The organism is Pleurocapsa sp. CCALA 161 (genome assembly GCF_003003995.1).
Classification (GTDB): Bacteria; Cyanobacteriota; Cyanobacteriia; order Cyanobacteriales; family Xenococcaceae; genus Waterburya.
In genome coordinates this window covers 1-12,749 of the sequence record NZ_PVWF01000121.1, presented here as the reverse complement: position 1 = coordinate 12,749, position 12,749 = coordinate 1, and the positions used below count along the sequence as shown (strand labels likewise).

11 protein-coding genes are annotated in these 12,749 nt (G+C 38.8%); 6 read left to right on the top strand and 5 right to left on the bottom strand.

The genetic code is table 11. The annotated features are described in order from the left end of the window. From C7B62_RS20770 to C7B62_RS20755, 4 genes are all read left to right on the top strand, one after another. Window positions 1–1,416: pitrilysin family protein (locus C7B62_RS20770; protein WP_106241739.1), on the top strand; the 1,416-nt coding region annotated here is incomplete at its 5' end. Between the two features lie 123 nt (window positions 1,417–1,539). Next, a complete protein-coding gene (locus C7B62_RS20765) occupies window positions 1,540–2,649 on the top strand; it encodes an S-(hydroxymethyl)glutathione dehydrogenase/class III alcohol dehydrogenase (protein ID WP_106241736.1) in 1,110 nt (369 codons plus the stop codon). A gap of 511 nt (window positions 2,650–3,160) precedes the next feature. Continuing rightward, on the top strand, window positions 3,161–4,645 hold the full coding sequence (locus C7B62_RS20760) for a 2-succinylbenzoate--CoA ligase (protein WP_106241734.1): 1,485 nt from the start codon (window positions 3,161–3,163) through the stop codon (window positions 4,643–4,645). Window positions 4,646–4,685: 40 nt separating this feature from the next. Continuing rightward, a complete protein-coding gene (locus C7B62_RS20755; protein WP_106241731.1) occupies window positions 4,686–5,525 on the top strand; it encodes a Tab2/Atab2 family RNA-binding protein in 840 nt (279 codons plus the stop codon). A 90-nt stretch (window positions 5,526–5,615) separates the two neighbouring features. On the opposite strand, the gene C7B62_RS20750 is transcribed toward C7B62_RS20755, so the two are convergent. Then, on the bottom strand, window positions 5,616–7,352 hold the full coding sequence (locus tag C7B62_RS20750; RefSeq protein ID WP_106241728.1) for an ABC transporter ATP-binding protein: 1,737 nt from the start codon (window positions 7,350–7,352) through the stop codon (window positions 5,616–5,618). Between the two features lie 404 nt (window positions 7,353–7,756). On the opposite strand from C7B62_RS20750, the gene C7B62_RS20745 reads away from it, so the two are divergent. Continuing rightward, window positions 7,757–8,674: a class I SAM-dependent methyltransferase gene (locus C7B62_RS20745; protein ID WP_106241725.1), complete on the top strand. Its 918-nt coding sequence runs from the start codon at window positions 7,757–7,759 to the stop codon at window positions 8,672–8,674. Window positions 8,675–8,776: 102 nt separating this feature from the next. Here C7B62_RS20745 and C7B62_RS20740 read toward each other — a convergent pair whose 3' ends face one another. The 4 genes from C7B62_RS20740 to C7B62_RS26310 form a co-directional block, all read right to left on the bottom strand. Continuing rightward, window positions 8,777–9,082, bottom strand: coding sequence for a hypothetical protein (locus C7B62_RS20740; RefSeq protein WP_106241723.1), 306 nt, complete (start codon window positions 9,080–9,082; stop codon window positions 8,777–8,779). A gap of 94 nt (window positions 9,083–9,176) precedes the next feature. Next, window positions 9,177–9,758, bottom strand: coding sequence for a hypothetical protein (locus C7B62_RS20735; protein ID WP_106241720.1), 582 nt, complete (start codon window positions 9,756–9,758; stop codon window positions 9,177–9,179). Between the two features lie 129 nt (window positions 9,759–9,887). After that, window positions 9,888–10,334: a type II 3-dehydroquinate dehydratase gene (gene aroQ, locus C7B62_RS20730; protein WP_106241717.1), complete on the bottom strand. Its 447-nt coding sequence runs from the start codon at window positions 10,332–10,334 to the stop codon at window positions 9,888–9,890. 30 nt (window positions 10,335–10,364) lie between these two features. Then, complete coding sequence (locus C7B62_RS26310; RefSeq protein ID WP_199194303.1) at window positions 10,365–10,505, bottom strand: hypothetical protein; 141 nt, start codon at window positions 10,503–10,505, stop codon at window positions 10,365–10,367. A 613-nt stretch (window positions 10,506–11,118) separates the two neighbouring features. Between C7B62_RS26310 and bchB the strand changes: the two genes are divergently transcribed. Then, window positions 11,119–12,645, top strand: coding sequence for a ferredoxin:protochlorophyllide reductase (ATP-dependent) subunit B (gene bchB / locus C7B62_RS20725; RefSeq protein WP_106241714.1), 1,527 nt, complete (start codon window positions 11,119–11,121; stop codon window positions 12,643–12,645). Window positions 12,646–12,749 lie beyond the last annotated feature (104 nt).

The following is a 12,749-nucleotide window of genomic DNA, read 5'->3' as shown; positions in this document are numbered from 1 at the left end:
GTTTTATTATCATTTACCGTGCGCTCAAATGCGATCGCCGATACTCCCAAACACTATACAGAATTAAAATTTGAGCCTTTACCAGAAATTGAGCTGCCAGACTATGACAGGTACGAACTAGACAATGGTATGGTGGTATATCTGGTGGAAGATCGAGATTTACCTCTGGTTAGCGGTACGGCAATTATTCGTACAGGTTCGCGCTTTGAACCTGCCAATAAAGTTGGTTTAGCAGAGTTAACAGGAGCAGTAATGCGTAGTGGGGGAACAGAAAAACATCCCGCAGCCGAGTTAAATACAATTTTGGAACAAAAGGCTGCCAGCATTGAAACTAGCATCGGTGATAGTTTTGGTAGTGCTAGCTTTAATACCCTCACGGAAGACATAGAGACGGTATTTCCTTTGTTTACCGAAGTGCTGCGTCAACCAGCCTTTGCTCCCGATCAGTTGGCGATCGCCAAAAATCAACAGCAGGGTTCAATCGCCCGTCGTAACGACGATCCAGGTGCTATTGCTGATCGCGAATTTAATAAAGTTCTCTATGGCAAAACTAGTCCTTATGCTCGCACGATTGAGTATGACACCCTCAATAATATCTCCCGCCAAGATGCGATCAACTTTTATCAAACCTACGTCCGTCCTGAAAATATAATTCTGGGTATTGTCGGTGATTTTACTAGCGATCAAATGATTGAGCAGGTACAAAATGCTTTTGGCAATTGGCAGGTAGATATTCCACCAGCAAGTTTGCAGCCTCCAGCAGCAACTCAAGAGTACAATCAGGGAATCTTTGCTATAGATCGCCCCCAACAGACTCAGAGCAACATTCTTTTGGGTCATATCGGCGGTCGTTTTGATAGTCCTGACTATCCTGCCCTGAGTGTCTTAAATGGCGTTCTCAACGGTTTTGGAGGACGGTTATTTAATCAAGTGCGATCGCGCCAGGGTCTAGCCTATAGTGTGTATGGTTCTTGGAGTCCCAGCTATGACTACGACGGGATGTTTATCGCGGGAGGACAAACTCAAACTAATAGCACTGTTCCCTTTATTCAATCAGTAACCAACGAGATTAAAAAGCTGCGTCAAGAATTAGTTACCGAGCAAGAGCTAGCCAACGCCAAAGAATCTATTCTCAATTCTTTTGTGTTTAACTTCCAAAATCCTAGTCAAACTCTATCTCGATTAATGCGTTATGAATATTTTGATTACCCTGAAGATTTCATTTTTGCATATCAGGATCGAGTTCAAGATACTACAAGAGAGGATATTTTAACTGCTGCTCAAGAACATCTCAAGCCAGATCAGCTAGTGACTCTAGTGGTAGGTAATGTTAAAGCCATGAATCCTCCATTGAGTAGTTTGGAGCAAGAAATTAGTCTAGTTGATGTTTCGATTCCCCAACCAGCTAAAACCTAATTTCTGAGAATTGGTATTATTTACATGCTGCAAAGTTTATTAAAAACTTGAAATACTTACTCGATCTTGAATTAAGCTAGAATTTTCCTGGTTGGGAACTATCATAATCTGGGAACAATAAACATGCATGTTAAAGCTGCGGTGGCTTTTGCTTCAGGTAAACCTCTAAGTATTGAAACTGTGCAGTTGTCAGCACCTCAAGCAGGGGAGGTATTAATCGAAATAAAAGCCACAGGAGTATGTCATACCGATGCTTATACTCTTTCTGGAGCAGATCCTGAAGGTTTATTTCCGACTATTTTAGGACATGAGGGTGCGGGAATTGTAGCAGAAGTAGGGGAAGGCGTTACCAGCGTTAAGCCAGGAGATAAGGTAATTCCGCTCTATACGCCTGAATGTCGACAATGTGCTTACTGTTTAAGTCGGAAAACCAACCTCTGTCAAGCAATTCGCACTACTCAAGGTAAGGGTGTGATGCCTAATGGTACTAGTAGATTCTCTTATAACGGTGAAAAGCTATATCACTATATGGGGACATCTACCTTTGCTAACTATACTGTTTTGCCAGAAATTGCGGTTGCTAAAATTCGTGATGATGCACCGTTGGATAAGGTATGTTTGATTGGCTGTGGGGTAACGACGGGTTTAGGTGCGGTAATCAATACAGCCAAAGTTGAGCCTGGCGCAAATGTAGTGGTGTTTGGATTAGGCGGTATTGGCTTAAGCGTAATTCAAGGGGCAAAAATGGTGGGTGCTAGCCAGATTGTGGGGGTAGATCTTAATCCTGCTAAAGAGGCGATGGCTAAAGCTTATGGCATGACTGACTTTGTTAACCCCAAAGAAATTGACGGTGATCTAGTGGAGTATCTCGTGGAATTAACTGGGGGTGGTGCAGATTATAGCTTTGAGTGTATCGGTAATGTGAAGGTTATGCGTCAGGCTTTGGAATGCTGTCATAAAGGCTGGGGAGTTTCTACTATTATTGGTGTTGCAGGCGCAGGAGAGGAAATTAGTACTCGTCCATTTCAGTTAGTTACAGGTAGAGTGTGGAAAGGCAGTGCTTTTGGTGGGGCAAGAGGACGTACTGATGTACCAAAAATTGTTGATTGGTATATGGAAGGGAAAATCAATATTGATGATCTGGTAACTCACACCATGGCAATTGAGCAAATAAATGAAGCATTTGATTTAATGCATCGAGGAGAATCTATTCGCAGCGTGGTTACTTTTTAAATTCAATTCTTGAAGAATTAATAAGCGATCGCTGTCAGTAGGTAGGACAAATTTAAGTTAACTGTGATGACAAGAAGTTAGAAGTCACAAGTTACAAGTCACAAAAGGTTTGCACTCAAGCACTTTGCTATATTATTTAATAATAAGTTAAATAAATTATTTTGAGCTAGTTATTGAAGTCGAAGCCTCTTGATTTTTTACTTCCATAAAGTTGAGATATTTTGAGCCAATCATACTAAAAACAATAAAGATAAAAATTGCTGAAAAAACTGTAGCGCGTTCAAACATAATTTCCAACCTATAGTCTTAGTTTGCATCTATTACTATTATTCTCAACTAAATTAATTAATTTGCCATTAGTTTTTATACATATCTTTCTTGGTCATAAATTTATAAATCATCAGTATTTGTATGGATAAAATAGTTGTTTTTTCGTAATAGAATTCTAGGTAATTAAGTATATATTTGTTTGATAACCTGTTATTTTGATTTGAATCATGAAGCGCAGAAAATGAATTATGAGCTATTAAACTATTTAAAATCACCTAGTAATCAAGATTGGCTATGGTGTTGGAATCAAGATAGTAATCAAGAATTAAATAATCATAACTATAGTAATAGACGGTTGGAACAAATAATTGAGGCTAAAGTAGCGCAAATATCTTTGGTAGCTAAATGTTCTCATAAACCAGCTATTTTTATTGTGGAAACTAAGCCAATTAACTTTATCGCTGGCTTTCTAGCGGCGATAATTACGGAGGTAGATGTATTTCTTGGCGATCCTGCTTGGCAAATACGAGAATGGCAACAGGTATTAAATTTAGTTCAGCCTGATTTGATCTTTGGCGACGATACGATTACATCTAAACTTCAGTCTTTGAGGGTAAAACTAACATCAAGACAAGAGAATGCAGCAGATTTAAATACTAAGGCTAAATTTTTTCCTCAGCCACTAATTATGATTCCCACTGGGGGTACTGCGGGCAAAATAAAATTTGCCATGCACAGTTGGCAAACTCTAACAGCATCAGTAAACGGCTTTAAAAACTTCTTTGATTGCCAAAATATTAATTCGGTTTGTACTCTACCGCTTTATCATGTAAGTGGTTTAATGCAGTTAATGCGATCGCTTTTAACTCAAGGTAATTTAATTATCTGTCCGTATCAATTAATTGCCAAACAGCTTAATAACCTTAATAAATCAGCTTACTTTATTTCGCTAGTACCTACTCAATTACAGTTTCTACTCCAATCTACGCCTAACTGCCTCAAAGAATTTAAGACAGTATTAGTGGGTGGCGCACCCCCAAGGCGATCGCTGTTAAATACCGCCAGGGAATATAATATTCCTATAGCTCTTACCTATGGCATGACGGAAACTGCCTCTGGAGTTGTGGCACTTAAGTTTAAAGATTTTTTAGCTGGTAATAATAGTAGTGGTCAAGTTTTACCCCATGCACAGATCGAGATTAACCAGACAGCAATAAGTACGGCAAAGCAATTGCAACTTGAGAACCCAAAATCTAGCCAAGATCAGACAGGCTTAATTCAGATTAACAGCACTGCTCTTTGTTGGGGATATTATCCCGAGGTATTTCCCGCCCAAAAATTTATAACTGATGATGTGGGCTATTTTGATAGAGAGGGTTATTTACATTTACTAGGTAGAAACAGCCAAAAGATAATTACAGGCGGAGAAAATGTTTTTCCTGCTGAAGTAGAAGCTGCAATCTATGCAACTAACTTAGTGAAAGATATCTGCGTGATAGGTATCGCCGATCAAAAATGGGGACAAGCAGTTACGGCGATGTATGTTCCCTTAAAATCAGCAGACGATTTAAACTTAATTAAACACTCTCTTAGATCGCAATTAGCAAAATATAAACAACCAAAGCATTGGCTGAAAGTCAATAATATTCCTCGCAATGATCGAGGTAAAGTTAATTATCAACAATTAAGAGCGATCGCTTTACAGATAATTAGTCGTACCAAATAAATTTCTTAGTTGAGATAGGGAAAAGGGAAAAGGGAAAATAATGAATATTTGGCAAGCTGATTTTTATCATCATCCATCTTCATCAGGAAATGAGCGACAGTGGCAATTAGTCATCTGCGATTCAGAGGTAAATCTCAATACTCAGATCGTCAAACCGATTTATATAGCCCAATGTTTATCACAAGATGCCAATGCTGATTGGTTGGAACAACAGATACTGTTGGCAGCAGCAGGAAAACTACCCGATCAAATCCAGGTATTTCGTCCTCAATCTCTTAGTTTAATATCTGTTGCTGCTGAAAAGTTAGACATTAAAGTTGAAGCGACAAGAAACACCCAGGCGTTAAAACGGGTATTGACAGAAAAATATAAGGGACAATCTCACTATAATCCTATCTTACCAGAAAAACCGCCACCACAGGCGCTACCAGAAAATCTTTGGGGTGATAAGTGGCAAATTGCTAATATAGCTGCGGGACAAATTATTGATTTATTTCGAGATCGCCCGATTCCTATTATTAACATTCCTCAAGAATTTTATCCGATTAACTTAAATCTTCCTTCAGATATTTTTATTCCTGGTTTAGTAGTTTATGGTGGAAAAAAATCAATGCAACTTGCTTGTTGGATTGAGCAACAAACACCAGCCTTTATTAACTATATTCCGACGGAAATTGGCAAATCAGGAGGCTTTATTTTAGAAACTGGCTTAGTAGATCGTTGGGTATTTAATACCTTTGAATCTGAACAGGCAGAAGAAATTGCTAGAAAATATGAACAGAATAAACAGGCTAGTCAAGGACTACATTTTTTATTGATCCAGCCTGATGATTCAGGAATGACAACTACGGCATTTTGGTTATTGAAAGATATTAAATAATTGAACAAAATTAAATTCAACGTTAATCTTTTAAGTCAAAAGTCAGCAGTCTGTAAGAATTTACGGTAATTATTTTTGTTCATGTACTTATTAAGCGCTAGTTGAATCTTGAAATTGTCGAGCATAAAATTTAGCATATGCTCCATTGATATCCAGTAATTCCTGATGATTACCTGACTCAACTATCTGTCCTTTTTCTAACACTAAAATACGGTCTGCTCGTCGGACAGTAGCTAATCGATGAGCAATGACAAATACTGTGCGATCGCGCATAATTCTTTCTAAGGCTTCTTGTACTAAAGCTTCAGATTCCGAGTCTAAGGCTGAGGTGGCTTCATCTAAGATCAAAATCCGTGGATTGAGTAAAATTGCCCGTGCGATCGCAATTCTTTGTCTTTGTCCACCAGACAGGTTAACTCCCCTTTCCCCCACATAAGTAAAGTAGCCTTGAGATAGTTCACTAATAAACTGATGAGCATTGGCAATTTTAGCAGCAGCCTCAATATCTTTTAGCTCTAAATTGGTTTTGCCAAAAGCAATATTTTGGGCAATTGTCCCAGAGAATAAAGTAGTTTCTTGCGGTACAATACCTATTTGCTGTCGCAGACTTTTGAGAGTAACATCTTGAATATCAACGCCATCAATTAAGATTTTTCCCCGATCAACATTATAAAAGCGAGGTAACAAATTAACTAAAGTAGACTTGCCAGCACCAGATGAGCCGACTAAGGCAATGGTTTCTCCAGGATGTGCCAGCAAGCTTAAATTATTAATTACTGTCGCCTCAGATTTATAGCTAAAGCTAACCTCAGCGTATTCAACCTTACCCGTTACTGACTCCAACGCGATCGCCTGTTCCTTTTCCAGAACTGCGGGTTGAATTGCCAATAACTCAAAGATTTTATCTACAGATGCCTGTCCTTCCTTAAAGCTATTATAATTACTCGTCGTATGGGTGATGGGGTCAATTAATAACGCCACTCCTGTAATGTAGCTAACAAAATCTTTCCCTGTTAAATTACCTAAAGATATCTGCCATCCGCCCAAGAAAAAGATAAACAGGACGGTCATTACCAGTAAAAAGCCTACCACTACAAACTGAAACGCTTTGACCTTCTCCGCCTGATATTTAGCTTGGCGATTAGCTTCCGCCTCTTGGCTAAAGCGCTCTAATTCATATTCTTCGGCGGCAAAAGCCTGAACCAAACGAATACCGCTCAATACTTCGGTTAATAAAGCCGACAGATTAGAAATGCGATTTTGACTGCGCCGTGAGTACTTTAACAGTTTCTCCCCAAACGTACCGATAATTATCCCCATTACAGGAGCTAAAATCAAAGTGGCGATCGTTAACTGCCAATTAAGCCAAAGCATATAGCCTAACACTACCAATAACTGTAAGATGCAGGGAATAAAATCGTGAAAAAACTGATTAATTACTTCCCCAATGCGATCGATATCTTCCGTTAAGCGGTAGGTTAAATCTCCTGTTTTAGCTACTTCAAAATAATTGAGGCTTAACTTCTGCAAATGACTATACACGGCGGTGCGTAGATTTAAAGCCGCGTTGAGAGAAGCTTTCGCCATCAGAGAATCTTGTCCATATTGAGCAATTCCCTGTAACAGAAACACGACTGCTGCCAATCCAGCCATACGTGCAATACTGCTAGGATCACCTTTGCCAATATATTGACTTACTTCACCTGCTAGCCAGGCTTTAATCGGCCAAAAAGTAGTAAAGATCGCAGTGCAGATAAAAGCCCAACCTATAATTAGGCTTTGAGGACGAACAAAAGGAAAGAGTTGCCAGTAGCTACGATTCTTCAAAGGGATCTCAGGGTAATTATGGTAGTCATCAGTCTACACCAGAGATCGTTGCTGTCAATTTGGTTTGATGTGAAAATGTAAAACAGATTACAAAAAATTGACAAAAAAAAAGCGCGTTGTCTAAGGACGCACCTTTTAAAATTGGTAAATAATGATGAATATCTAGTCTTAAATTTATTATTTCACAACTTTTTTATGACACTAATATTTTCATGTAATCTTGCTCAAATAAAGAATAACTTTACCTTAGCTTTATAAAAGTAGAAAATATAGCTTATATCAAGCTGTGTTTTTTTAAAGCGATCGCTTTGATCAACGTTAGGTAGCTATTTTTTTATTTATCTAAGGGAGTAAGCATTCTACAATAATAGCAATTCAATAATTAAACCTGCAGACGCATAGCAATGACTGTTACTTCTCAACCCAAAATGAATCTAACCTCTCGTTTGGTGCAGGGTATTTTGTCAATTAAGCCTTTAGCTGACTTTGCCAAATCCCGCGCTCGTCAGATGATGATTCGGCGTGCTGAGGTGATGGGTGTCCCCTGGCGAGAAAATGTTCAGCAGTTAAGCGATCGCCGTTGGACTGAAGAGTTTGCTCAAATCCACAATCCAGATTTACAATATCCAGACTATTACACTACTTCTTTTCATGCTTATCCAGAAGGTAATTTAAGCTGGAAGGCAGCTTGGGAAGTAGAATCGGCGGCTCGCTCTGTCCATGCCAAAATTTGGGCAGAAGTCGGCATTAACGGCGATACCATGCTCAGGCAAAGTTATCATCAAGCATTACAGGAATATGTAACCACTACCCCGAACACAATTCTCGATCTTGGTTGTGGTGTGGGAATGAGCAGTATTGCCCTACAGGAAGTCTATCCCCTAGCAGAGTTAACGGGGATTGATCTTTCGCCCTACTTTCTCGCGGTAGCTCAATATCGAGCAAAACAGCAGCAGCATCCAATTAAATGGATTCATGGTGCTGCTGAATCGACAGGTTCAGCCACTCAAAGTTTTGATTTAGTTTCGGGCTGCTTAGTATTTCATGAGCTTCCCACCAGCGCGGCACAGGCAATTATTACGGAAGCTCATCGTGTGTTACGTCCAGGAGGTTATTTATCCATTATGGACATGAATCCTCAATCTCCAGTATTTCAGAAAATGCCCCCTTATATATTGACTCTGCTTAAAAGTACTGAACCCTATTTGGATCAGTACTTTAGTTTAGATATGGAGCAAACATTCATCGCAGCAGGCTTTACTACTCCTCGTATTTCGATTACTACTCCACGACACAGAATAATTATCGCCCAGGCACAGTAACCACTCAATTACAACGTTGCATGATCGTGTAATACTCAAGGCAAACTAAGAAACTTGAATACTCAGAAAGAAAGCAAATTTTTATGCTGGGCAAAATTATCTTCAAAATTCATTTGCTTCTATGTAACGTAAGGCTAAATACATCAACCCGACAAAAACCGCTATACCTACTAAAATTACGCCAATTAAAATTTTTCCTGACTTAAATGCTATTACTGTGGTGAGCAAGAAAGGAACTCCTAATAATGTTGCAGCTATCACAAGCCTGCTAGGAGTCCAGCGAATATTAAGATTGCTGCCAATTTGACCATCTCCTCCAGCAAAAGTGGGTACTACAGCTTCCTGGGATTTCTTCGTTGCTCCTGTAACTAGCCTTTTCGGTAATTTATACTTTTTTTGATTGTCCATAGCAAAATTCTAAATTTGTTTAACTGCTTAATCACAGACATGGCAAAGAACAGATTAACCCTAGTATTAAAAAATGACCACTCATGAACCAAAACTATTTTTCAGTAAAAGGTTCTTCGGGAAGATAACTGACCAACAATTTGAGAAAATAGACAGGTAAGAACCATTCCATCCCAAGTATTGGCGACAACCAGTTATTGAATAGTATGACGCTGCCAAGATATAAACTTATACCAATTGCCTTCTGAAAATACTTGGGAGCAAACAAAATAATGACAGCAGACAAAATTAAATAGCTGTAAGATACCACAAAATAGCTCCAAGATGCTCCATAAAATAAAGTAATTAGTATCGGATGAAGATGAATCAACACAAAGCCAACATGATGTTGCCAGCCATTTTGAGAACGATGATGCCAGCGTTTAGAAGTAGGAGTTACATTAACAATTGCTCCTCCAAATAAATCGAAAGCTAGAATAGCGGACAATATAAGTTGAATGTTGTTCCACTGCAATTGATGAATGATGGCGTAGCAAGGGATATAAATTGTCGCCACCAAAGTCGGCAAAACACAAACCAATGTTTCTGTGAAGGACATTTCAGGACCGACTATGGTATCCCAAATACCTAAAATTCCTTGACGACGAGCAAAATTTTCTTGAGGGGAAGTAGCCATTTTATCAGTTATTGATTTGAACCTTAAATATCAGTGAAAATAAAAAAACAAAAAAGTCATCAACATATTCTTAGACTTTTATCGTACTCGTCGCACAGATAAACACGGATAATTGATTTGTTTACTTTACTATCTTTTTAAATAGTTAATCAGTGCCTGCAATCCTAAACGATAGCTATCTGCACCAAAACCACTAATTTGCCCAATAGCAACAGGTGCAATATATGAATGATGCCGAAACTCTTCCCTAGTATATATATTGCTGAGATGCACTTCTACGGTTGGTAACATCACTCCTGCCAAGGCATCTCTAATGGCAACGCTAGTATGAGTATAAGCCCCTGGGTTAATTAAAATTCCTGAATGCAAAGCTCTGGCGTTATGTATCGCGTCTACCAAAGCGCCTTCATGGTTAGATTGCAAGCAAACAATTTTTACCTGCAATTTTTCAGCATCTGATCTTAGCAAGTCATCGATTTGAGCTAAAGTAGTCTTTCCATACACATTAGGCTCTCTTAACCCCAGTAGATTCAAGTTAGGGCCATGCAAAACTAACACGCTGATCTCAGACAACATGACTCACTGCTAATGAAACTAAATTGTCCACTAGTGATAACGACGTTGACCACTATCAACAGGAATGGGAATTGTCTCTCTTTCTGGCTCTGCTTCAGGACTCAGCAATATTTCAATTAGTTTTCGAGCTAGATCTTTTAATTTTTCGAGTATTTTATCTATATAATCCATCGGATAACAGCCCCTTAGGAGTTCCCTAACTTCAGTTACTTTATTGTCTATATATCTTTTGGCTATCAGTCACTCACTATTCCTCATGAACATGAATCAAAGCCAAATACCTACTTATTCTCATATTACAATCTTTGTCACAGATATTCACTAGCAACTAGGATGTAATTTTCATATCATTGATAAATCTTAACATAAACCAAGAAGATGAGAGAGAGATTTTTTAGTAGATAGCTTTAATCTTAATTATTTTATTATAATTAGCTTGAACAACACAGCATAAGCACATACAGATATATTAAATTTTAAATCTTAAATTTAAATTTAGATAAGATTGGTATTTTAAATTATTTTAAAACGTTTAATTTTTAAGGCAATCAATATTAAGATTTATTGCCTTAAAAATGTTTTCAACAGATAATAAAAAACTGCTCTACATCAGGAATAATGATGCTTGTAGCCTTGTTTGTAAGTATTGTATCTGACAACATTAGTTGATTACATCTACTCACCTATTTCTGAGACAATAAAGAGCAAGATTTTAAAATATAGCGTTATTTTCTGTCCCAACATTTGCACAAATCGCGTCAACTTTACCTAGGAGAGAAGACTTATGAAATTAGCTTACTGGATGTATGCTGGTCCAGCACACATTGGCACACTACGTATTGCCAGCTCATTCAAAAACGTTCATGCAATCATGCACGCACCTTTAGGAGATGATTACTTCAATGTTATGCGTTCAATGCTCGAAAGGGAGCGAAATTTTACTCCAGTTACAGCAAGTATTGTCGATCGCAATGTTTTAGCCAGAGGTTCTCAAGAGAAAGTTGTAGATAATATTACCCGCAAAGACCAAGAAGAAAGCCCAGATCTAATTGTTCTAACTCCTACCTGTACCTCCAGCATCTTGCAAGAAGATCTACAAAACTTCGTCAGCCGTGCTTCGATGGATACTAAGGGAGATGTGATGTTAGCGGATGTTAATCACTATCGCTACAATGAACTCCAGGCAGCCGATCGCACTTTGCATCAGGTAGTTAAATATTATCTAGAGAAGGCACGCAAACAAGAACAACTACCGACAGGTAAAACTGAAAAACCTTCGGTCAATATTATCGGAATTTCTACTCTCGGCTTTCATAATCAGCATGACTGTACTGAGTTAAAACGTCTGATGGCAGAATTGGGCATTGAAGTTAATGAGGTTATTCCTGATGGTGCTTCGGTGCATAACCTGAGAAATCTACCTCGTGCCTGGTTTAATCTGGTTCCCTATCGCGAATTGGGCATGATGACGGCGGAATACTTAGAAGCTGAGTTTGCCATGCCCTATGTCGATATTACGCCCATGGGAGTAGTCGAAACAGCCCGTTGTATTCGTAAAATACAGCAGGTAATTAATCACCAGGGTGCAGAAGTCGATTATGAAGACTATATCAATAACCAAACCCTATACGTTTCTCAAGCAGCTTGGTTTTCTCGTTCAATTGACTGTCAAAACCTGACAGGGAAAAAAGCTGTTGTTTTTGGTGATAACACCCACGCCGTTGCCATGACCAAAATTCTCGCCAGAGAAATGGGCATCCAGGTTGTTTTGGCTGGCACTTATTGCAAATATGACTCTGATTGGTTTAGAGAGCAGGTAAGCGAATATTGCGATGAAGTTTTAATTAGTGAAGATAACGGCGAAATTGGTGATGCGATCGCTCGTCATGAACCTTCAGCTATTTTTGGGACGCAGATGGAACGTCATGTCGGCAAACGTTTAGACATTCCCTGTGGTGTGATTGCTGCACCAATTCATATTCAGAATTTCCCCATCGGTTACAAACCGTTTATGGGTTACGAAGGCACAAACCAGATCGCCGATTTAGTTTATAACTCCTTTACTTTAGGAATGGAAGATCACTTGTTAGAAATCTTTGGGGGGCATGATACCAAAGAAGTAATTACCAAAGGCATCTCTGCTGACTCTGATCTCAACTGGGACAAAGAAGCCAAAGTCGAACTTGGTAAAATTCCTGGTTTTGTTCGCGGCAAGGTCAAACGCAATACTGAAAAATTTGCTCGCGATCGCAATCTATCAGAAATTACTCTTGAAGTAATGTACGCGGCTAAAGAATCAGTAGGTGCATAACAAGTTCTGGCGTTGCTGAATTGAAACTTGACATCCTCCCGCCACTAATCGGAGTACCGATATAGTGGGGGATTCCTAAGACTCACGACTTAGGTTTCTGTTTC

Excerpts from the sequence above, each read along its gene's own strand:
- C7B62_RS20765 (WP_106241736.1), top strand. The coding sequence starts at position 1,540 with ATGCATGTTAAAGCTGCGGTGGCTTTTGCTTCAGGTAAACCTCTAAGT.
- C7B62_RS20760 (WP_106241734.1), top strand. The coding sequence starts at position 3,161 with ATGAATTATGAGCTATTAAACTATTTAAAATCACCTAGTAATCAAGAT.
- C7B62_RS20755 (WP_106241731.1), top strand. The coding sequence starts at position 4,686 with ATGAATATTTGGCAAGCTGATTTTTATCATCATCCATCTTCATCAGGA.
- C7B62_RS20745 (WP_106241725.1), top strand. The coding sequence starts at position 7,757 with ATGACTGTTACTTCTCAACCCAAAATGAATCTAACCTCTCGTTTGGTG.
- C7B62_RS20740 (WP_106241723.1), bottom strand. The coding sequence starts at position 9,082 with ATGGACAATCAAAAAAAGTATAAATTACCGAAAAGGCTAGTTACAGGA.
- C7B62_RS20735 (WP_106241720.1), bottom strand. The coding sequence starts at position 9,758 with ATGGCTACTTCCCCTCAAGAAAATTTTGCTCGTCGTCAAGGAATTTTA.
- aroQ (WP_106241717.1), bottom strand. The coding sequence starts at position 10,334 with ATGTTGTCTGAGATCAGCGTGTTAGTTTTGCATGGCCCTAACTTGAAT.
- C7B62_RS26310 (WP_199194303.1), bottom strand. The coding sequence starts at position 10,505 with ATGGATTATATAGATAAAATACTCGAAAAATTAAAAGATCTAGCTCGA.
- bchB (WP_106241714.1), top strand. The coding sequence starts at position 11,119 with ATGAAATTAGCTTACTGGATGTATGCTGGTCCAGCACACATTGGCACA.